The sequence below is a fragment of the Eubacterium sp. An11 genome (assembly GCF_002161065.1).
Taxonomy (GTDB): Bacteria; Bacillota; Clostridia; order Lachnospirales; family Lachnospiraceae; genus Anaerobutyricum; species Anaerobutyricum faecale.
In genome coordinates, this window is the sequence record NZ_NFLV01000027.1 from 17,901 (window position 1) to 40,065 (window position 22,165).

Here is a 22,165-nt window from a genome sequence, read left to right on the forward strand (position 1 = left end):
TTATGCCGGATAGATCCTGTGCCGGAACATCAGACCTGCTCCAGTATCAGGCCGGTCCGGTAAGCATGGAGAAGTTCTTCCAGATCTTTGATCTTCTCCTTGATCTTTTTGCCGTCTTCCGTATCTCTCACGCGCTCCCGGTGGCTGGAAAGCTCCGTGATAACAGTATCGGAATGAACATCAATCTCATTTTCTATGACATCTTCCGTGGAAGTAAATGTATTGTGAGAGACAAGGCGGAGGCCATAGGAATTATAAATCAGCGTATATCCGGCAATTCCTGTGGTCCGGCGATAGGCTCTGGAAAATCCGCCGTCAATGATCATAACCTTGCCGCCGCATTTCACCGGAGATTCTCCCTGTACCGTTTTTACCGGCATATGTCCGTTGATAATATGAGAATGTTCTGTATCCATGCCGAATTCTTCCAGAATCCGGTTAGCCACCTCTTCCTTTTCTATGAGCTTATAGTAATAATCTTTCTTTTCCTCCTGGATAGCCTTATCATCAATAAAATACCGCTCAAAAGTAGCCATCTTCTCCTTGCCGTACACAGGAGAATTCTCATTGGACCAGATATACCACATGATATCCTTCCCGTATTCGTGTTCTTCCTCGTTATCCTGCTCGTAATAACCTTTTCTGGCGTAATACTCCAGAACATCGTAAAGCTCCCTGCCGGAATATTCCTTACTGCCAAGCTTTACCTTGCGGAAATAGCCGTTTTCATCCAGAGGCACGCAGCCATGGTAGAGCAGATTGGAATTATACCGCAGATACATGCTTCCTTTATTAAAAAGAAAACGTACATGCTCCTGCAGTTTGTCACAATTCCGGAAATTCATCCGGAGACGCTTCATCACATTTTCTTCTTCTTCGGAAAGCCGGTACGGATCTGCCGGGTCGATGGTCGGAAAGGACTTATCCAAAAGCTCGTAGGTCTTTCCATCAATGGTGATGGTTCCCTTTTCATAGTCGATCTTATCCAGGAGCATCCGGTTATCCATGTTAAACTCCGGCCGTCTTCTGATCACCTGACCTTCCAGTTTAAACTGGATCACAGCAATGGCCTTGTGCATTTTTTTATTGAGCGCAATCTCTCTGGGATCATGGTGATCTTCCCCGTGGACGCCAAAGCAGTCGCACGGGTCATCGGCATAGGTTTCAATGGCAAAACTTGCCAGAGGGATCAGATTGATACCGTACCCGTCTTCCAGCACATCCAGATTGTTGTAACGGGCAGACAGCCGGATTACATTGGCAATGCAGGCCTCATGTCCGGAAGCGGCGCCCATCCACACCATGTCGTGGTTTCCCCACTGGAAATCCACATTTTCCAGCTTCATCAGATGATCCATGATGATATGCGGACCCGGTCCACGGTCAAAAATATCCCCGATCACATGGAGTCTGGTGACGACCAGACGCTGAATGGTCTGTGAAATGGCCACGATAAATTCCTTCGCCCGGTTAATGCGGATGATGGTATCAAAGATCTCATTGTAATACTGTTCCTTCTGCACCACCCGGTTATTCTCGCTGAGCAGTTCTTCCAAAATGTAGGAAAAATCCGGCGGAAAACTTTTACGAAGTTTGGAGCGGGTATATTTGGCGGAGCTTTCTTTGCAGACCGCGATCAGCCGGTTTAAGGAGACCTTATACCAGTCCAGCAGATCTTCATTGGACAGCTCCATCTTCATCCGTTCTACCTTCTGTTCCGGATAGTAGATAAGCGCCGCCAGGCTTTTTTTATCTCTGGCACACAGCGTGTTGCCAAAAACATCTTCGATCTTATTGCGAATGGCACCGGAGCCATTTCTCAAAATATGTAAAAACTGTTCGTATTCCCCATGGATATCCGACACAAAATGTTCGGTCTCCTTGGGCAGATTCAAAATCGCCTGAAGATTGATGATCTCCGTGGATGCTCTGGCAATATTCGGGTACTGGGTTGCCAGGCTTTCCAGATATTTAAAATTCAAATGCTGCATAGAAAATTTAACCCCCTTCATTCATTATCTTACAGCCGCCTTCTCTGTCTATCCCTGCTGTTGATAATCGTCTTTCTGCTGCAGCTGCAGGTACTGCCGCATCTCAATGATAGGCAGACCGTTGTTGCGGATATAGTCTTCCGTGATGATCACTCTTCCGATGTTATCATCCTTCGGAATCTCATACATGATATCCAGCATAAACTTCTCTATAATGGCCCGAAGCGCTCTCGCCCCTGTATCCTTCTCCAATGCCTTCTCCGCAATGGCGTAAAGCGCGCCGTCCTCAAATTCCAGATCCACTTCATCCAGTGCCAGAAGCTTCTGATACTGTTTTAAAATAGCGTTCTTTGGTTCTTTCAGAATAGCAACCAGCATCTCTTTTGTCAATGGCTTCAAGGTGAAGACCACCGGAAGACGGCCGATAAACTCCGGTATCATACCGAACTTTCTAAGATCTTCCATGGTCACATACTGAAGAATATCTTCTTCTTTGTCATATTTATCCTTGAGTTCCGCTGCAAAACCGATGGAGGATTGTTTGTTCAGCCTCTCTTTTATGATCACATCCAGATCCGGGAATGCACCGCCGCAGATGAAGAGAATATTTCTCGTGTTCATCATGACCGTAGGCACCATGGCATTTTTTGAGCTGGCTCCTACCGGCACTTCCACCTCGCTGCCTTCCAGCAGTTTCAGAAGGGACTGCTGCACCGATTCACCGCTCACATCCCGGCTGGTGGTATTTTTCTTCTTAGCGATCTTATCAATCTCGTCGATAAAAATAATACCGGTCTCCGCCTTCTCCACATCGTTATCAGCGTTGGCAAGAAGTTTGGACAGCACGCTCTCCACATCATCGCCAATGTATCCGGCTTCCGTCAGAGAGGTGGCATCGCAAATGGCCAGCGGCACATTTAAAAGTCTTGCCAGAGTTCTCACCAGATAGGTCTTTCCGGAACCCGTCGGCCCGATCATCAGCATATTGGACTTATCGATCTCAATCTCATCCATAGTGTTGGTGATCACTCTCTTATAATGGTTATACACAGCCACGGACATCACCTTTTTGGCGTAATCCTGTCCGATCACGTATTCATCCAGCTTCTCCTTGATCTGATGAGGCGCCGGAATATTTTTAATGGAAAGCTTCTCCTTCGGTGCTTTATCTTTTTTCTTTTTCTTCTTAGCTTTCTTCGGCTTTACCTTCTGGGCAGTCATATTGCCGGCCAGAAGATCTCCCAGATTCATATTTCTCAGACTGTTCATGTCCATGTTAGACAAATCCACAAACTGAATGCCGCTGTTGCTGCCGAAGCCGGAGCTAAAAGTGTCAAAGGACTTCTGCATACAGTCCGTACAGATACTCATATTATTCGGCATCCGCAGCAGCTTCGCTCCCTGACTCTCTGTCCGGTGACACATACAGCAGTATTCCGTATCTTTTTTCGGATCATCATCATCGTCATCCTCTTCCGCGGCCGCAAGTTCTGCAGAATCCTCTTCCCCGCCGGACTCCTCTTCGGTTCCGTCGCAGGTTTCATCCGATTCGTCGTATTCTTCGATGAGTTCGTCATTCAGTCCCTCTGTCATGTATTCCAGTTCATCTTTCTTCATTCTCACCGCTCCTGTTTCTTCTCTTTTATGGTTTTTGAGCTTTGTTCATGTTCTTTAAAATAGCTTCTCCCAGTATAAAATCACCGGGAGTGGTCAGTTTAATGTTTTCATAGCTTCCCATGGTCATCTTCACCCGGCGGCTGCCGTATTTCTCCATGACCATGGCGTCATCAGTCATGGTATTGTCGCCGCTTTCCAGCATCCTGCGATAGGCTTCTCTGATTTCCGGCAGACGGAAACACTGAGGCGTCTGCATCTGCCACATCACCTTTCGGTCCGGCGTGGAAACGGAGTACTGCTCCTCATCCACAATTTTGATGGTATCCTTCACCGGCACCGCCATGACGCAGGCGTCATAAGCGATCACATCCCGAATGCACTGGGCGATCAGTTCCGGCGTGATAAAGGCTCTGGCACCATCATGAATGAGAGCATAGGTACTGTCTTTGGCTGCGCAGAGTCCCTTATACACAGATTCATATCGTTCTTTGCCGCCAGTGACAATCTGAGAAACTTTTGTGTAGCCAAAATGATCGACGATCTGCTTCCTGGCGAAGGGAATCTCCCCTTCTCCCACCACGAGAATAATATCATCCACCTGGCTGGCCTCAAAGGCATCCAGGGTATAGGCAATGACCGGTTTCCCCAGTATAGTGGCATACTGTTTCTGTATATCCATGTGCATCCGGCTTCCTTTTCCTGCCGCCAGCACAATGGCTGCTGTTGTTGCTTTGGTTTTCATTTCCCCCGCTGTATCCTTCCCATATCTTTATTTTCTCTCGCCGATTTTTAAATTCGGCACGGCATTCAAATCCCAGCCGTCCCGAACGCCTTTTTTGTACTCATAATAACCAGCCACACCGATCATAGCCGCGTTATCGGTACAGTAGATCGGGGACGGATGATAAAATGTCAGATGATTTTTTCTGCACATTTCTTCCATCTGTGTCCGGAGAGAGCTGTTGGAAGCCACGCCCCCGGCGATGGCAACTTTATCGATCCCCAGACGTTTCGCCGCGCCGACGGTATGCTCTGTGAGCACATCGATGACGGACTGCTGAAACGAGGCGGCCACATCGGCCTTATTGACCTCGATCCCCTTCATCTCACATTGATTAAGATAATTGAGTACTGCGGATTTCAGACCGCTGAAACTGAAATCGTCCGGTGCGTCGGCAATCTTTGCCCGCGGAAAAGAAATGGCATTTTTGTTTCCCTCCCGGGCCAGTTTATCAATCTTCGGACCGCCGGGATAGCCAAGGCCGATGGCTCTCGCCACCTTATCAAAGGCTTCTCCCGCCGCGTCATCTCTGGTTCTTCCCACAATCTCATAGACTCCATAGTCTTTCACCAGAACCAGATGGGAATGACCGCCGGATGCCACCAGACATAAAAATGGCGGTTCCAGTTCTTTGTGCTCAATATAATTGGCGCTGATATGCCCTTCGATATGATGGACACCGATTAACGGTTTGCCGGCGGCATAGGCGATCGCTTTTGCCTCCGCCACTCCTACCAGCAGCGCTCCCACCAGACCCGGGCCGTAAGTAACCGCCACCGCATCGATGTCAGCCAGAGTGACGCCGGCCTCCTTCAATGCCGCCTCAATGACAGGATTGATCTTTTCTATATGCTTTCTGGAAGCAATTTCCGGCACCACTCCGCCGAAAACGGTATGCAGTTTTATCTGTGTGTAAATAATATTGGACAGAATCTCTCTTCCGTTTTTTACTACCGCTGCCGCGGTCTCATCACAGGAAGTCTCAATTGCGAGAATCCGCACATCCTTTTCTGTCTGCTCCATGTTTTCACTTCCCTCTATTTTCAAATATCAACTATAAATGTAACTTGTTATTTTTCTTCTTCAAACATCAATGTGACGCTTCTGCCGTCTTTTCCCGCGCTGACCGCCGGAAAAATCTCCTTTGCTTTCGGGATAAACTCTTCCGGGTATACCAGGGAAGGACTATAATGGGTCAGCCATAGCTCCTTCACCTGAGCATCTTTTGCCAGCTGCGCCGCCTCATAAAATGTCATGTGTTTATATTCCACTGCTTTTGCCTGTTTATCCGGCTCGCCGTACATACCTTCACAGATAAATAAATCCGAATGCATGGCATGGGCCGTAATGGATGCGGTCGGACGGGTGTCCGTGGTGTAGGTACACTTGATGCCCTTTCTGGCCGGCCCCATGACCAGATCTCCGGTGAGCGTCCGGTCCGGGAGCTCGATGGTCTCTCCCTTCTGCAGACGGTTCCAGTATTTCATCTCCACCTGATTGGCCTTCGCCCGCTCCACATCAAACTTTCCTGCCCGGTCAATCTCGATGGTATATCCATAACAGATCACATTGTGATTGACCCGGAACGCCCGGAGACGGTAACCGTCCATCTCGATGGTCTCTGATTTCTCTCTCAGCTCCCGAAATTCAATGGGAAAGGGAAGATCCGGCGCAATGACCCGAAGAGCGTTGACCACTCTCTCCAGTCCTTTCGGCCCCACCATCAAAAGAGGCTCTGTCCGCTGGGCGTTTCCCAGCGTCAGAAGAAGCCCCGGAAGACCACTGATATGATCTGCGTGATAATGAGTAAAACAGATCACATCGATGGGCTTAAAGCTCCATCCCTTTTCCTTGATTCCCACCTGCGTACCTTCGCCGCAGTCGATCAATATACTTTTTCCGTTATATCTTGCCATTAACGAAGTCAGTCTGCGGTGCGGCAGGGGCATCATGCCCCCGCATCCCAGCAAACATAGTTCCAGCATAATTTTCCTCTCTTTTCTAAGCTCTGCTTACAACAGCTCGGTCTGCATCTTTTTGTCCACCGGGATGCAAAAATGTTCCGTCAGCCTGTCATAACAGGATTCACATAGAATGAAATGATGAATCTCCCCGTCTTTCCGTGAGAAATATCCCCATTCTTTCTCCACTTCCAGGTATTCCTCCCGGTCTGCCATCGGTTCTACATGAATCTCTTTTCCACAGCAGTTGCAAATCTTTCTCTGTTCTTTGTTTTCCATATTGTACCTCCAGTCGTCAGTGACTTTTTCAAACGGTGTCTTTCCTGTGCGGCAGGTCATGCCTCTCGCACTCATTATAAAAGATACTGTCGAAAAAAGCGTTAGTAACTATTGGAAGAACATTTTCATAATTTATCCCATACCATGATGCATGCGTCTTCTTTTGGTTTTTCGTAATAGTTCTTTCTTTTATCTATGATCTGAAAACCTGCCTGACTGTAAAGGGCGAGCGCCGCCTCATTGGAGACCCGCACCTCCAGAAAAATCCGCTTTACATTCCTGCCGGCCGCTTTCCCGAGGAGGTCTGTCAGAAGCATCTGACCGATTCCCCTGCGACGCCACTGAGGATGCACCGCCACGTTTGTGATATCCGCCTCGTCAAGGACTGCCTTGATGCCGATATAACCGACGATGCTGTCGTCTGTCCGGGCAGTCAGACTCAGATATCCTTCCGTGGTAAACATCTCCCGGATACTTTCCATAGACCACGGCGTGGAAAAACATGTTTTTTGTAATTCCCAGACCGCCGCACAGTCTTCTTCAGTCATTTCCGTGATCATTATTTCTGTATTCATCCGCCACTCAGCCTCCGGCGCTTTTATTCCAGTGTTTTGCCTTTTGCCAGAAGTTCTCTCTCTGCCTGGGACTTTCTAAGATACACCGGCGCATGTTCCGCCGCTGTCTCCGTTTTATTCTCACGGATATAATCAAAGGCACGCATACCCACGGCGCCGGCTCTCTGACGGCTCATATGAGCCGGAGCAAAGGCATAAGGTACCCTCACCGTTTCCTCAATGATGGAACGGCAGACCGGCACGCCGTCTCCCAGGAAGACCACTTTCCGGCCCCGGGCGTTGCATTCTTCCAGAATCTCTTCCACCGGACAAGCCGTCTGCTCTTTGAGAACCTGCATCTTTCCATCAACGAAAGTATATAATCCCGTATATACCTGCTTTCTTCTGGCATCCATCATCGGACAGATGACATCCGGGCATCCGCAGAGATTAAATGCCAGCCCCTCCAGTGTCGGCACCGGCACCAGCGGCTTATCCAGAGCCAGCCCCAGTCCCTTGGCGGTGGCGGAGCCGATACGCAGTCCCGTAAAGGAACCCGGACCGGCCGCCACGGCAATGGCGTCAATCTCATGTAAATCAAGTTCGGTCATTTTTACCACTTCATCCAGCATGGGAAGCAGCGTCTGGGAATGCGTTTTCTTATAATTGACCGTGTACTCCGCGATCATCCGCTCCTCCTCAAGGACTGCCACAGACGCTACCAGTCCTGAGCTGTCAAAGGCCAATATCTTCATGGGTATTCTCCCCTTCCTTTTTTTCTGTTCTCGTGATCAGGCGGTAGTCAAATCCTTTGGACAGATCTTTTTCTATGGTGATCTCCACCCTCTCTTCCGGCAGAATCTCGTCAATGAGTCCTGCCCACTCGATAAAACAGACGCCTCCGCTCTCCAGATACTCATCAAATCCCACTTCGAACATTTCCTCCGGATCGCTGATGCGGTACACATCAAAATGATAAAACGGAAGCCGTCCTTCTTCGTATTCCTGCACGATGGTGAATGTCGGACTGGTCACCGGCTCTTCAATTCCCAGCCCTCTGGCAAACCCCTGGGTAAAAACGGTCTTTCCCACACCCAGATCTCCGTAAAGGCAGAACACCTGTCCCGCTTTCGCCTCCCGGCCGCATTTTTCACCGTAGGCGAAGGTCTCCTCCGCGCTGTAACTTTCTATTTTCATGTTTCACAACCTTTTTCTGTTCTATTATTTCTTTTTCATTTTCTTAATAAATGCATTGATCTCCGCCGTCCGCTCGCCCATGGCTGATGTCGGAATCAGAAAAGCGTTGACCTTTCCCGTATAAACGGCGGTGACAGATTTTAAAAACATGCATTTATACACTTTACTCCATTCCAGATCGAGGCACTCATCTCCCAGTTCCAGATGCAGTCCCCATTCATCCACCATATAGTGGAAGGTCTGCTTATAGGACGGATTGCTCCTGGCAGCTTTCTTTCCTCTGCTCCATGTGGAAAGAGGAAGGGCCAGAAGGACAATGGCCGCCAGCGCAATGGCCAGCATCATATTGTTATCATGTCTTACGATGATCATAACCGGCCAGATGATTGCGACAGCCAGGGCCACGAGTATCAGCGGCTGCCGGTAATTATGGCCGAACAAAAATGCCAGCAGCTCTTTTTCTGTAATTTTGGCATCCATGTAATAATGCTCTCCCACCGGCTGACGCATATGCTTCTTTGCCTTCGCAGTGGTCTGTGTTCCGGCAGTGCCGGCTGCATCGGTTCCCTCCACATCAGCAACTGTGACTTTCTCCGCGCCGTCTTCTCCATCAGCCGCATCCGCTGTCTGTCCGGCACTATCCGGCGCTTCCTGTCCGGATACCGCAGCATCTCCGTCCGGATTTCTGTCTTCATCATCCGGATGGTTTACATTATCCGGCCTGTCCAGATCAGCCAGATTCATTTTGCTGATTTTCTCAAAACTCTGCATCTCTTCTTCCTTTCTTTTCTGATGGGAAACACGCGCTTCCCTGTCTCCGATTTGCTCTATTGACTTACCCTGTATGGATACATTTATTTTACCTTCATGGTCAGCTGGATTCGTTTCTTCTTTACATCCACGCTCATGACCTGTACATCAATGACATCGCCGACACTGACAACCTCCAGCGGATGTTTGATATATTTATCTGACATCTGAGAAATGTGCACCAGACCGTCCTGATGAACGCCGATATCCACAAAGGCGCCGAAATCAATCACATTTCTCACAGTGCCTTTCAATACCATTCCTTCTTTTAAATCCTTCATCTCCAGGACGTCTGTCCGGAGAATCGGTTTTGGCATGTCATTTCTCGGGTCGCGCCCCGGCTTTTCCAGCTCATCCACAATATCCTGCAGAGTCAGGACACCGATATCCAGCTCTCTGGCCAGCGCATTGATATCTTTTATCTGTTTTTTCAGATGACAGCCGCCCTCCGCGCCGATCTGCTCTTTCTGATATCCCATGCGGGAAAGCAGTTTGTCCGCCGCTCCATAGGACTCCGGATGGACCCCCGTATTATCCAGAGGATTCTCTCCACCCGAAATACGAAGGAAACCGGCGCACTGCAGAAAAGCTTTCGGTCCCAGTTTCGGCACGTTCTTCAGTTCCTCTCTGGAATGGAAACTTCCATTGGCCTCCCGGTAAGCCACGATGTTTTTGGCCACCGTTTTGCTGATACCGGAAATGTACGACAACAGGGAGAAGGATGCGGTATTCAGATCCACTCCCACTTTATTCACGCAGTCTTCCACCACGCCGTGGAGCGTCTCCTCCAGCTTCTTCTGATTCATATCATGCTGGTACTGTCCCACGCCGATGGCCTTCGGCTCAATCTTTACCAGTTCCGCCAGAGGATCCTGCAGTCTTCTCGCGATGGAAGCGGCGCTTCTTTGTCCCACATCAAATTCCGGAAACTCCTCCGTGGCCAGCTTGCTGGCGGAATACACGGAGGCGCCGGCCTCATTGACGATCACATAGGACACCTTTTCCGGTATCTCTTTTAAAAGCTCCGTGATCACCTGCTCCGATTCCCGGGAAGCGGTTCCGTTTCCCACACTGATCAGTGTGATATGATATTTTTTAATCAGATCATGGACGGTTTTCTTGGCTTCCTCCACCTTAAACTGCGGTGCAGTCGGATAAACCACTACGGTATCCAGCACTTTTCCGGTGGCGTCCACCACCGCCAGCTTACATCCGGTCCGAAAGGCCGGGTCCCAGCCCAGTACCGTCTGCCCTTTGATCGGCGGCTGCATCAAAAGCTGTTTTAAATTCTTTCCAAATACAGTGATAGCTCCGCTCTGTGCCTTTTCTGTCAGTTCATTCCGGATATCTCTCTCGATGGCCGGCGCGATCAGCCGATGATAGCCGTCCACAATGGCATTTTTCAGCACTGCCGCCATCGGACCTTCCTCATCCCGGATCATTGTCCGGCACAGTGCCTGAAGGATCTGCGGCTCCGGCGCTTCTACCTTGACATTGAGATACTTTTCCTTTTCTCCCCGGTTGACGGCAAGCACGCGGTATCCGGTCATCCTGGAAAGCGGCTCTCTGAAATCATAATACATCTCATACACGGATTCAGCCTTTTCATCCTTTGCCTTCACAGAAAGCCAGCCTTCTTTCATCGTCCAGTCACGGATACTTTTGCGGTAATCGGAACGGTCAGCCACCTGCTCCGCTATGATATCGCTGGCACCGGCAATGGCATCCCGAACGGTTTCCACTCCCTTATCCGCATCCACATAAGGAACTGCTTCTTCCTCTATGCTTCTTTTGGTTTTCTGCAGCAGTATAAGATCTGCCAGAGGTTCCAGCCCTTTTTCTTTCGCGATCATAGCACGGGTCCGTTTTTTTGGCCGGAACGGCCGGTACAAGTCATCCACGGCCACCAGCGTCACCGCCTCGGTAATCTTCTTCCGAAGCTCCGGCGTTAATTTTCCCTGCTCCTCTATGGTCTGGATCACCTGTTCCTTTTTTTCTTCCAGGTTCCGCAAATATTGAAGTCTCTCATGAAGATTTCTCAGCACTTCATCGCTGAGGGCTCCCGTAGCCTCCTTCCGGTATCTGGCAATAAAAGGAATGGTATTTCCCTCGTCAATGAGCTGTACGGCGGCTTTCGCCTGTTCTTTTCTGATCTGCAGCTCATTTGCGAGCTGGTTAATAATATCCATAAAAATTATCCTTGCTTTCTATTTTTGTTCCGTCTGCTGTCCAGCGCTGTTAATATACCGGAGATACGCGTTCATAAACTGGTCCAGATTGCCGTCCAGCACACTCTGCACGTTTCCGCTCTCCTCACCGGTCCTGTGGTCTTTGACCATGGTGTACGGCTGCAATACATAAGAGCGGATCTGGTTGCCCCAGCCGTTATCGGACACCTCACCCCGGATGTCGGAAAGTTTTTCTCTGTTTTCCTGCTCCTTGATGAGATACAGTTTCGCTTTCAGCATCTGCATCGCTTTCTCTTTATTTTTGTGCTGAGACCGCTCGTTCTGGCACTGTACCACCACTCCCGTTGGAATATGAGTAATACGGATGGCGGAATCAGTCTTGTTGATATGCTGTCCGCCGGCGCCGCTGGAACGATAGGTATCAATCCGGATATCTTCATCAGCGATCTCCACAGACAGATCCTCTTCGATATCCGGCATCACATCGCAGGAAGCAAAGGAGGTCTGCCGCTTGCCCGCCGCATTGAACGGGGAAATACGCACCAGACGATGCACTCCTTTTTCGGATTTCAGATATCCGTAGGCATTCTCCCCTTTCACTTCGAAAGTAATGGATTTGATGCCCGCTTCCTCTCCGTCCAGGTAATCAAGCACTTCGGTCTTATAGCCGTGACTTTCCGCCCATTTGGTGTACATACGATAAAGCATGCCCGCCCAGTCGCAGGACTCCGTGCCGCCCGCTCCGGCGTGGAGGGTGACAATCGCATTATTACTGTCGTACTCGCCGGAAAGCAGTGTCTTGATCCGCATTTGCTCGAACGTCTCCCTGAACTCGCGAATCATCTCCTCAATCTCCGGAATAAGACTGGCATCATTCTCCTCATATCCCATCTCAATCATGGTATACGCATCATCCATGGTGCTTTCCAGTCCGGCAAAAGCCTCCACTGTATCCTTCATGCCTTTAAGCTCTCTGGTAATGTCCTGGGCCTTCTCCGGATCGGACCAGAAATCCGGTTCTTCCATCTTGGCTTCCAGTTCCTCCATCCTGGCCTTTTTGCGGTCCAGTTCCAGAGAAGCCTTTAACTCCTCCATGGGCTCTTTGTATTGATTAAGTGTAAATTTAAACTGATCTAATTCTACCAATTGCAGGTTCCTTTCTGATTCAATCTTTTCATATTTTCTCACTGGCGGCACCCGGGCAGCTGCCGCGTGATGCCAAAAGGGGGATGCCGCGAGAAAAGCGGCAGCCCCTTATCATTTTGTCTGCGTGTTTACTGTATCTGTTTTTATATATTCTGTCTGGCAGCTTACTCTGCGAATCTTCCGCAGCACTGTTTATATTTCTTTCCGCTGCCGCACGGACAAGGATCATTTCTGCCAATCTTAGCTTCTTTTCTCTTGTATGGTCCCTGAGCCACACTATCATCCTTGTTGGTGCCTGTTGCCTTGGCAACCTGCTCTCTTTCCACCTTCTGCTGGATACGCACGTGCATCAATGCGCTGACCGTATCATGGCGGATATTCTTTGTCATCTCCTCAAACATATCGTAACCCAGGAACTTGTACTGTACAACCGGGTCCTTCTGTCCATACGCCTGCAGACCGATGCTCTGACGAAGCTGATCCATATCATCGATGTGGTTCATCCACTTGCTGTCGATAACTTTCAGGAGAATGACTCTCTCCACCTCCCGGATGCCTTCTTTGTAGGCGGCGGCGTTATCATCGGCCAGCAGTGTCTCTTCCGGCAGATCCGCCTGACTTCTGGCGAAATCTTCGAATTCTTTTTCTTTGGCGTGATAAAGCTCCATGGCCTCATCCTGCAGCCGCTCAATGATCGCATCTTTATCTTTAGATGCTTTCTCCTCCTCTGTCAGCACGATCGGCTGCAGCGGAATCTCCCTGCGGAGAGTTTCATTAAGCTCTACCATATTCCATTCGTCCGGATTGGTCTCGCCGCCGATCATCTCCACGTCGTCCTTAACGGTGTCTTTGATCATGCGGTAAATAACATCCTGCATGCTCTCGCCGTCCAGAACCCGGCGTCTCTCGGCGTAGATAACCTCCCGCTGATCGTTGTTAACCTGGTCGTAATCCAGCAGGTTTTTACGAATACCGAAGTTGTTATTCTCAATCTTTTTCTGTGCCTTCTCGATCTGCTTGGTGATAGTTTTATGATGGATTTCTTCCCCTTCCGGAATACCCAGGGCTTTGTAAACATTCATCATACGCTCAGAACCAAACAGACGCATCAGATCATCTTCCAGGGACAGGAAGAACTTGGACTCTCCCGGGTCTCCCTGACGTCCGGCACGTCCACGGAGCTGGTTGTCGATACGACGGCTCTCATGACGCTCTGTACCGATGATCTTCAGTCCTCCCAGTTCTGCCACACCGTCTTCCAGCTTGATATCGGTACCACGGCCGGCCATGTTGGTGGCGATGGTAACGGCGCCCCGCTCGCCGGCGTGGGAGATAATCTCCGCCTCCAGCTCATGGAACTTGGCGTTCAGCACGTTGTGCTTGATACCTCTCTTGGTGAGCATGCGGCTGACTTCCTCAGATGCGTCAATGTTGATGGTACCCACCAGCACCGGCTGGCCTTTCTCATGGGCCTCCACGATCTCATTGATGACCGCGTTGAGCTTCTCCTTCTTGGTCATGTAAATGGAATCATCTTTATCCACACGGATCATCGGCTTGTTGGTCGGGATCTCCACAACGTCCATGCCGTAAATATCCATAAACTCTTTATCTTCTGTCATGGCGGTACCGGTCATACCAGCCTTTTTCTTATATTTGTTGAAGAAGTTCTGGAAAGTGATGGTTGCCAGAGTCTTGGACTCTCTGTTTACCTTCACATGTTCCTTCGCCTCGATGGCCTGATGAAGTCCGTCGGAATAACGACGTCCCGGCATGATACGTCCGGTGAACTCATCGACGATGAGCACCTCGTTATCTTTTACCACGTAATCCTGATCGCGGAACATCAGGTTGTGGGCACGGAGAGCCAGGATAATATTGTGCTGAATCTCCAGATTCTCCGGATCAGCCAGGTTATCAATGTGGAAGAACTGCTCTACCTTCTTCACACCTTCCTGGGTCAGCATTACATGCTTCTCTTTTTCATTTACAAGGAAATCTCCGTCTTCCTCAATGTCAATACCCATGATGGCATCCATCTTGGACAGTTCACCATCGGAAGTACCTCTCTGCATCTGTCTGGCCAGCACGTCGCAGGCCTTATAGAGGTCTGTGGATTTACCACTCTGTCCGGAAATGATAAGAGGAGTTCTTGCCTCATCGATCAATACGGAGTCGACCTCATCGACGATAGCGTAGTTCAGATCTCTCTGTACTAAATCTTCTTTATATATAACCATGTTGTCACGAAGATAGTCAAATCCCAGCTCATTATTTGTAACATAAGTAATATCACAATTATAAGCGGCCTGACGCTCTTTATTATTGTAGCTGTTCAGGATCACGCCGACGGTAAGTCCCAGGAACTCATGTACCTTGCCCATCCACTCCGCGTCACGCTTTGCCAGGTAGTCATTGACTGTCACGATATGCACGCCTTTGCCTTCCAGGGCATTCAGGTAAGCCGGCAGAGTTGCCACCAGAGTCTTACCTTCACCAGTCTTCATCTCTGCGATACGTCCCTGATGAAGGATGATGCCGCCCATGAGCTGTACTCTGTAGTGTTTCAGATGAATGGTTCTGTCCGCTGCCTCTCTGACGACCGCAAAGGCTTCCACCAGCAGATCATCCAGTGTCTCTCCATTGGCCAGACGTTCTTTGAACTCTGTGGTCTTCGCACGCAGTTCTTCGTCGGAGAGCGCCTGCATCTGTTCATCCAGAGCTTCTATCTGATCGACTGTCTTTGAAATTCTTTTTATTTCTTTTTCGCTTTTATTTCCAAAAAATATATCTGCGATTCCCATATATACCTCCTGTAGGTCACTATTAAAATCTAAACATACGAAGTATATTGTAACATTGATAAACGTCCATTTCAAGCCGGGAAATCTTTAAATATTCTTACTATTACAGGGATTTTTCTATATACAGATTTTACAAAAGAAGCGGGAACGCTTCCTGCGTCCCCGCTCTGTATTAGTTTTTATGGTTATACACCACGCATCTCGATTCGCTTCGCTTCTTCTAGAATTCCGGCTCGATCAGTCCGTATGTCTTATCTTTCCGCTTATAGACTACATTCACCTCAAAAGTCTCGGCGTTGCGGAACACATAGAAATTGTGTCCGAGAAGTTCCATCTGTATACATGCTTCCTCCGCATCCATCGGCTTGATGGCAAACCGTTTACTCCGGGTGATGCTGATTGTCTCATGATTATCCACATCTTCCTCAAGGAATTCATCGGTAAAGGTTCCGATGCCCTTTCCATGGCTGGAGATCTTTGTCTTATATTTGCGGATCATCCGCTCCAGAACATCTACCGCCATATCTATAGAAACGTACATATCCGTGCTTGTCTGCTCTGCCCGCAGGATTGTTCCTTTCATCGGAATTGTTGCTTCCACTGTCTGATTTTCTCTCTGCACACTTAATGTGATCTGTACTTCGGTATCCGGTGTAAAAAACTTATCCAGCTTGCTGAACTTATCATTAATCGCCTGCTTTAAGCCTTCCGATACCTCTAAGTTCTTTCCATAAATGATGTAACGCATAGGATCACACTCCTTCTTTTTTTTCTACGGTTTCATTATACCAACTTTTTACAAGAGTTGCAATCAAATAGTACAATTTTCAGAATTTTTTACTTATTATTTTTAATTTACTCATATCAAATTCTTTTCTCTGAAAATAAATTATGGGATATTTTGGTAATTTTTAAGAATTACACAAAACGCATGTTTTATCTTGACGAATCTTTCCACAATTTCTGCACACACATAAAATTGTGGATAATGTGGATAACTTGCATTTATCCCGATTTTTTCCTTTTTTTTCGGTGGACAACTTTATCAACTTATCCACAAACAAATTTTTCCAACTCTTTATTCTTCAAAAATCGACATTTTTCTTAGATATTTTGCACAAACTTTACAATACTCTTCCAAAATAAGCTCTTTTTACATTTTCAGAAATCGTTCCGGAAAATCAGTTCTTTATTCTGAATTTTTGGCAGACAAAAAGGAGTAGTCCGCCAATGAAAATACAAAAGTCACTGATGTTAAAAACCAGCTTACGGAGATAGGACACCGGACATTTTGTAAAACGGATGTAATCTGTCACCGTTCCCTTTTTCACCCGGTCCACAAAGTTACAGAGACCTCCTCCCAGTATCAGAGCCAATCCTACTCCCGCCGCGGAAACCGGTTGTTTTTTTCTTTCTTTTAACAGCAAAAGGCCACCGACCGACAGAATGGCCCCGCTGCATATTTTCAGTTCTTTTTTATGATTGGATAAAATTCCCGTGGCCGCTCCGCCGTTTTCCAGCCGGCGGATCACAATACCTCCCGGCAGTTTCCACTCTTTCTTTCCTTCTTTTTCTTTGTCCGCAATGTACTGTTTAATAAAAGTCTCTCCGGCCATGATCGCCGCTATGATTTTTAAATATGCCATACTTCCCATTTCTCCTTTTTATTTATTTCTGCAGGATATCCGGCTGTCTGTCCGTGGATTGCCGGATCAGCCGCTGCCTTTTGCACCCATCAGTCATCCGGCTCTCCTTCATGTTCAACATATAATCATCCACTGCATATTTTAAATTATAACACTTTATGAAAGGATTGAGACATTTTGCTGCCTGAAAAAGTTTTTTTATCTGTCAGAAATCTCTCCCATACCTATCACACAAAAAATGGCGAGACCAAAGCTCTGACAGACATCAACTTCGATCTTTTTTCCGGCGAATTTGCGGCCATTGTCGGTCCCTCCGGCTGCGGCAAATCCACACTGCTGGATCTGGTCGCCGGCTTTATTTCCGTACAGACCGGCAACATTCTCTACCCTTCCAGCACCAGCCCGCCTGCTGTGGGATATATGCTGCAAAAAGACCATTTATTAGAATATAGAACCATTTATAAAAATATCATTCTGGGTCTGGAAATCCAGCACCAGCTCACCGAAGAGAATTTAAGCTATGTCCGTTCTCTTATGGAACAGTACGATATCGCTGATTTTGCCGACGCTCATCCCCACGAACTTTCTGGAGGCATGCGCCAGCGGGCGGCTCTGATCCGCACCCTCGCCGGTCATCCTTCTTTTCTGCTGCTGGATGAACCTTTCAGCGCTCTGGACTATCAGACCCGGCTGGACGTCTCCAGCGACATTGTAAACATCATCCGGGAACAGAAGGTTACCGCGCTTTTGGTCACCCACGACCTCTCGGAAGCCATCAGCATTGCCGACCGTATTCTCATCCTCGGAAAGCGTCCAGGCTCTATCCGCTCCATCGTCACCATCGACTTTGAGACCGAACACCGTCTTTCTCCCCAGAAAGCAAGGCTTCACCCGAAATTCCAGAAATATTTTGATCAGATATGGAAGGAGCTGAAATCAGATGAGAGCATTTCATAAATTGTCACAGGGTCTCCGGGAGGAGCGGGAAAAGGCGGCTGCGACACAATTTCGGGATCCATCCGGTCTGCAGGCCGCATCCGCTGAAAAGTCCGGTCCGGACAGTGCTTTGCTGCCGGATTCCCCTTCTCTGAGCCCGGCACAGGCTCTTTATGTGAAAAAAATAAAACAGCACCACCGGCTGGTACTGTTTATCCAGATCTTTCTTCTTATATTTATTATTGCTGCCTGGGAGATCTGCTCCGACATCGGCTGGCTGAATTCTTTTATTTTCAGCAGTCCGTCCCGCATGATCAAAAGCGCCGCAGAGCTCTACGCAGACGGCAATCTGCTGGGACACATCGGCATCACCCTGGCAGAAACCTTCGGAAGTTTTCTTCTGGTAGCGATTTTCACCATCCTGATCGCCGTCCTTCTCTGGTGGAATCAAACTTTCAGTGAAATCCTGGAGCCTTATTTCGTCATCTTAAACAGCCTGCCTAAATCCGCCATGGCCCCCATCTTCATCGTATGGCTGGGCAACAACATGAAGACTATCATTATCACAGCCATCTCCCTGGCGGTCTTCGGCAGCATCCTGAACCTGTATACGAGTTTCATGTCCACGGACCCGGACAAAATCAAACTCATCAAGACTCTTCACGGCAGCCGCATCGACTGTCTCACCAAAGTGATCCTGCCGCTGAACCTGCCTGCCATCCTGAGTATTCTCAAGGTGGACATCGGTCTTTGTCTGATCGGCGTGGTCATCGGAGAATTTCTGGCTGCGAAACAGGGATTGGGGTATCTGATTATTTATGGCTCACAGGTGTTGCAGTGGGATAACTTTTAGGCCGAAAATGATAAAATGGGCAGCGTGACCGGAAACAAAAATTCAACGGCAGAAATATTATCCTGCCGTTGCCAGTGGGACGAACTTCATCCTTTTATGATATTTTCTTCACCAGACATTCCTTCTTATAAAATGCAATCCCATAACAAAGGACACTGCGGTACCCCTCCCGCTCCAGTCCTTTGTCGTACTGTTTTTTCTTGATCTGTGCCAAAGCGCTGTCACAGTCTTTTTCCAGCATAGCTTCATCGGCAGCGTGTTTGGCTTCGAACAGGATTGCCCGGCGGTGTTTTCTATCTTTGATCACCACATCGGAACGCCCCAGTCCATGTTCATAATTGGATTCCACAATGTAGCCTGCACCAGAAAACAGACCGGCCAGAAAAGCGTGATAAAAACTTTCCTGATAGTCATGGTAACTGATCGTATCAAACAAAATGTCTGACAACATTTCAGTCAGCACTCCAGCTTCCCCGTTCCATGCCGCATCAAAAAGTTCTTTCCGGTCGTTTCGCAGAGATTGCTCCTGAAACCATTCCAGGGCCATCCTGCGGAAAATGAGCATGATTTCTTCATTGGGAATGCGCAGTGCCGTTCTTTCGTCGCCTCCCTGTTCTGCTTCAGGATATGCTGTTGTTAAATATCCTGTCAGATACAAAAGACTCCATAAATTCTCTTCGGAGGAATGCAGGGTATCATAAGTAAGATTTTCCACCAGTTCTGTTTTCACACAGTCCCCTGCCAGAAGTTTCTCAAATTTATCCTGCACTCCAAGATCCGTCCGTTCCATAAAAGAACGAATGATACTGTTATCACTGGTATTCTCCCAGAAACTCTCCGGCTTGGCCTTCTTATCCTCAGATAATTTCGATACATAGTTCAGTACGTCCCACGGGCAGTAAATCTCCACATTTCCGAACCGATATCCATCATACCACCGGCGCATCTGCCTGAGTCCACCCGACAGCCCGGTATCAGCAAGAAGCTTCTCTACTTCCTCCTCTGTAAACCCAAAATACTCTGCAAAACGATGATCGGATATGGTATCCGAGACAAAATTATTGGTTCCCGTAAAAATACTTTCCTTCGCAATCCGAAGGCAACCCGTCACCACTGCAAATCGCAGAGCCGGATTGTCTTTCAGCGCCTGCCCTAAAAATCCCCGTATCATATCCAGCATCTGCTCATAATATTGACGTTCGCTGGCCTTTGCCAGAGGCACATCATACTCATCAATCAGAAGAATCACAGGTTTTCCATAATATTCTCTCAACATGAACATCAGTGCCAGAAGGCTGTTCTTTAACTCTGTATCCGAAATTTCTCCTTTGGCGGCACGGATAAATTTTTCCTTGTCAAGATCATTGACTTTCTCGCTGTCCAGCAAATAATAATGCTCTTTATAAAGCCTGACAACCGCTTCCATCAGCATACCGCGGGCAGATGCAAAATCCAGTCCCTCGACATTTTTAAATGTAAAATACACTATCGGGTACTGATTCATCCATGTATCACAGAGCATCTTATCCTTTGCCACTTCCAGCCCGGCAAACAGCGCCGCACTGTCTTTCCGTATATCAAAAAACTCTGCCAGCATGTTCATATTCAGAGTTTTGCCGAAACGGCGGGGACGGGTAATAAGTGTCACCTCATCGGGATTACTCCTTAATAATTTCCGAATTAAACCTGTTTTATCTATATAATAATAGTTATTCTCTCTGATTTTAGCAAAACTGGCAATGCCAACCGGCAAAGATATTTGACCCATGATATACCTCCCTTCCTGCTTTTTATAAACCAATACAATTTTCATTACACAAAACTTTTATTAATATGATTATAGTCTTCCATTGATAATAATACAACCAGATTTTTCTATTCCATTAAAAAAATCATCAGGACGCAAAGACCAGAACTGTCCGACTTACCATTTACGCTTCCAATAAAATTTTTTAAAATGTCTTCTCAGCTTGCAATTTCCTCAATTCCCTAAATCCTTCTAAATCGTTTTCCGGTTTTTATCGTAAAACAATAAATAATTATTGATTTACAGATATTTCTGTGTTATACTCAGCCTATCAAAGGCCCAGTCCGTCAATGGCGAGCTTGTCAAAGGCAGCCAGTCTGTCAAATACATAACAGGAGGATTCAACATATGAAACAAAAAAATCTTTCAAGATGGTTAAAATGTATTCTTTTGGGTGTTGGCATTTGTGGTCTGATCATCTACGGTGTCATCCTGCCCCTGTACGGTGATTCTTTGGCGGCATCGTATCCGGAATTTGCCAACCGCTTCTGGCCCTGGATGGGGTTTCTCTGGGTAACGGCGGTTCCCTGTTTTGCCGTCCTTGTCCTGGCCTGGCGTATTGCCACCAACATTGGCCGGGACCGGTCTTTTTCCAATGAGAACGCCAGTCTGCTGAAATGGATTTCTGTTCTGGCCGCCGCAGATGCCACTTTTTTCTTCCTGGGAAACGTGGTAATGCTCTTACTGGATATGAGCCATCCCAGCGTGGTACTGGCTTCTTTTATCATCGTATTCGCGGGTATCGCCGTTGCGGTCATATCCGCTGTATTATCCCATTTAGTAAAAAAAGCCGCCGTTCTGCAGGAAGAAAGCGACTTGACCATATAGGAGGCTGTTATGGAAGGAGAAATCATTTTCAATATTGATGTGATGCTGGCAAAACGAAAGATGAGCGTCACAGAGCTGGCCGAGCGCGTCGGAATCACTATCGCCAATATGTCCATTTTAAAAAATGGCAAAGCTAAAGCTCTGAAAATCTCGACACTTATCAAACTATGCGAAGCGCTGGACTGCCAGCCGGGCGACCTTTTAGAGTACAGGAGGAAGGAAGATCATGAAGAGAAAGCATAAACAACTTGCTATAGTATTACCGGGCGTTTTGCTTCTGGTCATCGCCGTTATTGGAGCTTTTTTATACTTTGGACAAAGTACGGATTATTCGTCCACACTAAAAGCCAACTGGGGATTCTCTCTGCCCGCTGACTCTCACTGCCAGGAAATCTACAGCACAGATTCCGGCGACAGCTTTCTTGGCGACGGCATCCGCTATCATGTTTTTACATACAAAGAAAACGCCCCGGTAAAAGCAATGTTTGACTGGCAGACCGATGAAAACGAGACCAGCAATAACGGCGCCAATGGCAGCGGCAATATTGATGACGGCAACAACAACAATCATAATGACAGTAATTACGGCGGCCGCTGCTCTGCCAAAGTGGAGGGCTGGCTTGATGACATCCATGTCCCGTCCGGGGAACGTCCCGACTATGCGTCCTGCGTATACTGGTATCAATCCCAGGACGACGGCAGTGAACTCATCGTTTTATGGGATGAGAGCCGGAAGAAATTATATACTGCGGAATCATTTCTTTAA

At 47.9% G+C, this 22,165-nt stretch carries 21 protein-coding genes; 5 read left to right on the top strand and 16 right to left on the bottom strand.

Translation table 11 applies throughout. The features are described from left to right. Window positions 1–29 precede the first annotated feature (29 nt). The 15 genes from B5E53_RS15070 to B5E53_RS15140 all read right to left on the bottom strand — a co-directional run bounded on the left by B5E53_RS15070 (window position 30) and on the right by B5E53_RS15140 (window position 16,975). Window positions 30–1,991: a fructose-1,6-bisphosphatase gene (locus B5E53_RS15070; protein WP_087316522.1), complete on the bottom strand. Its 1,962-nt coding sequence runs from the start codon at window positions 1,989–1,991 to the stop codon at window positions 30–32. 48 nt (window positions 1,992–2,039) lie between these two features. Beyond that, a complete protein-coding gene (gene clpX, locus B5E53_RS15075; protein ID WP_242963766.1) occupies window positions 2,040–3,608 on the bottom strand; it encodes an ATP-dependent Clp protease ATP-binding subunit ClpX in 1,569 nt (522 codons plus the stop codon). Window positions 3,609–3,633: 25 nt separating this feature from the next. Next, window positions 3,634–4,350 (bottom strand): 2-C-methyl-D-erythritol 4-phosphate cytidylyltransferase, encoded by a 717-nt coding sequence (gene ispD / locus B5E53_RS15080; protein WP_087316524.1) that lies wholly within the window; start codon window positions 4,348–4,350, stop codon window positions 3,634–3,636. A gap of 27 nt (window positions 4,351–4,377) precedes the next feature. Continuing rightward, window positions 4,378–5,412 carry a tRNA (adenosine(37)-N6)-threonylcarbamoyltransferase complex transferase subunit TsaD gene (gene tsaD, locus B5E53_RS15085; RefSeq protein ID WP_087316526.1) on the bottom strand — a complete coding sequence of 345 codons (1,035 nt, stop codon included), beginning with the start codon at window positions 5,410–5,412 and terminating at the stop codon, window positions 4,378–4,380. 47 nt (window positions 5,413–5,459) lie between these two features. Next, entirely contained in the window at window positions 5,460–6,374 is a 915-nt protein-coding gene (locus tag B5E53_RS15090; protein ID WP_087316528.1) for a ribonuclease Z, read from the bottom strand. A 27-nt stretch (window positions 6,375–6,401) separates the two neighbouring features. Beyond that, window positions 6,402–6,629 carry a hypothetical protein gene (locus tag B5E53_RS15095; protein ID WP_087316530.1) on the bottom strand — a complete coding sequence of 76 codons (228 nt, stop codon included), beginning with the start codon at window positions 6,627–6,629 and terminating at the stop codon, window positions 6,402–6,404. 125 nt (window positions 6,630–6,754) lie between these two features. After that, a complete protein-coding gene (gene rimI, locus B5E53_RS15100) occupies window positions 6,755–7,204 on the bottom strand; it encodes a ribosomal protein S18-alanine N-acetyltransferase (protein ID WP_087316532.1) in 450 nt (149 codons plus the stop codon). Between the two features lie 23 nt (window positions 7,205–7,227). After that, the gene (tsaB, locus tag B5E53_RS15105; protein ID WP_087316534.1) at window positions 7,228–7,938 is read right to left on the bottom strand and encodes a tRNA (adenosine(37)-N6)-threonylcarbamoyltransferase complex dimerization subunit type 1 TsaB; all 711 of its coding nucleotides are present in this window, start codon (window positions 7,936–7,938) and stop codon (window positions 7,228–7,230) included. Continuing rightward, complete coding sequence (gene tsaE, locus B5E53_RS15110) at window positions 7,919–8,380, bottom strand: tRNA (adenosine(37)-N6)-threonylcarbamoyltransferase complex ATPase subunit type 1 TsaE (protein WP_087316536.1); 462 nt, start codon at window positions 8,378–8,380, stop codon at window positions 7,919–7,921. Before tsaE ends, tsaB begins: the two co-directional genes overlap by 20 nt. A 24-nt stretch (window positions 8,381–8,404) precedes the next feature. Next, window positions 8,405–9,151 (bottom strand): YcxB family protein, encoded by a 747-nt coding sequence (locus B5E53_RS15115; protein ID WP_087316538.1) that lies wholly within the window; start codon window positions 9,149–9,151, stop codon window positions 8,405–8,407. A gap of 83 nt (window positions 9,152–9,234) precedes the next feature. Continuing rightward, the gene (locus B5E53_RS15120; RefSeq protein ID WP_087316540.1) at window positions 9,235–11,379 is read right to left on the bottom strand and encodes a Tex family protein; all 2,145 of its coding nucleotides are present in this window, start codon (window positions 11,377–11,379) and stop codon (window positions 9,235–9,237) included. Window positions 11,380–11,397: 18 nt separating this feature from the next. Then, complete coding sequence (gene prfB / locus B5E53_RS15125; protein ID WP_087316567.1) at window positions 11,398–12,525, bottom strand: peptide chain release factor 2; 1,128 nt, start codon at window positions 12,523–12,525, stop codon at window positions 11,398–11,400. Window positions 12,526–12,689: 164 nt separating this feature from the next. Continuing rightward, window positions 12,690–15,329 carry a preprotein translocase subunit SecA gene (secA, locus tag B5E53_RS15130; protein WP_087316542.1) on the bottom strand — a complete coding sequence of 880 codons (2,640 nt, stop codon included), beginning with the start codon at window positions 15,327–15,329 and terminating at the stop codon, window positions 12,690–12,692. Window positions 15,330–15,549: 220 nt separating this feature from the next. Then, window positions 15,550–16,077: a ribosome-associated translation inhibitor RaiA gene (gene raiA, locus B5E53_RS15135; RefSeq protein ID WP_087316544.1), complete on the bottom strand. Its 528-nt coding sequence runs from the start codon at window positions 16,075–16,077 to the stop codon at window positions 15,550–15,552. 433 nt (window positions 16,078–16,510) lie between these two features. Next, window positions 16,511–16,975: a signal peptidase II gene (locus B5E53_RS15140; protein WP_162611934.1), complete on the bottom strand. Its 465-nt coding sequence runs from the start codon at window positions 16,973–16,975 to the stop codon at window positions 16,511–16,513. Window positions 16,976–17,152: 177 nt separating this feature from the next. Between B5E53_RS15140 and B5E53_RS15145 the strand changes: the two genes are divergently transcribed. Further along, window positions 17,153–17,932, top strand: a complete 780-nt coding sequence (locus tag B5E53_RS15145; RefSeq protein ID WP_343215668.1) for an ABC transporter ATP-binding protein — start codon at window positions 17,153–17,155, stop codon at window positions 17,930–17,932. Further along, on the top strand, window positions 17,916–18,764 hold the full coding sequence (locus B5E53_RS15150) for an ABC transporter permease (RefSeq protein ID WP_087316548.1): 849 nt from the start codon (window positions 17,916–17,918) through the stop codon (window positions 18,762–18,764). Before B5E53_RS15145 ends, B5E53_RS15150 begins: the two co-directional genes overlap by 17 nt. Window positions 18,765–18,858: 94 nt before the next feature. Here the strand turns inward: B5E53_RS15150 and B5E53_RS15155 are convergent, their stop codons facing one another. Further along, the gene (locus tag B5E53_RS15155; RefSeq protein ID WP_087316550.1) at window positions 18,859–20,532 is read right to left on the bottom strand and encodes an AAA family ATPase; all 1,674 of its coding nucleotides are present in this window, start codon (window positions 20,530–20,532) and stop codon (window positions 18,859–18,861) included. A 387-nt stretch (window positions 20,533–20,919) separates the two neighbouring features. Between B5E53_RS15155 and B5E53_RS15160 the strand changes: the two genes are divergently transcribed. From B5E53_RS15160 to B5E53_RS15170, 3 genes are read left to right on the top strand one after another with little or no spacing between them, the layout of a single operon-like run. Further along, window positions 20,920–21,399 (top strand): DUF2975 domain-containing protein, encoded by a 480-nt coding sequence (locus B5E53_RS15160; protein WP_087316552.1) that lies wholly within the window; start codon window positions 20,920–20,922, stop codon window positions 21,397–21,399. Between the two features lie 9 nt (window positions 21,400–21,408). Further along, window positions 21,409–21,642 (top strand): helix-turn-helix transcriptional regulator, encoded by a 234-nt coding sequence (locus B5E53_RS15165; RefSeq protein WP_087316554.1) that lies wholly within the window; start codon window positions 21,409–21,411, stop codon window positions 21,640–21,642. Further along, the gene (locus B5E53_RS15170; RefSeq protein WP_087316556.1) at window positions 21,626–22,165 is read left to right on the top strand and encodes a hypothetical protein; all 540 of its coding nucleotides are present in this window, start codon (window positions 21,626–21,628) and stop codon (window positions 22,163–22,165) included. Before B5E53_RS15165 ends, B5E53_RS15170 begins: the two co-directional genes overlap by 17 nt.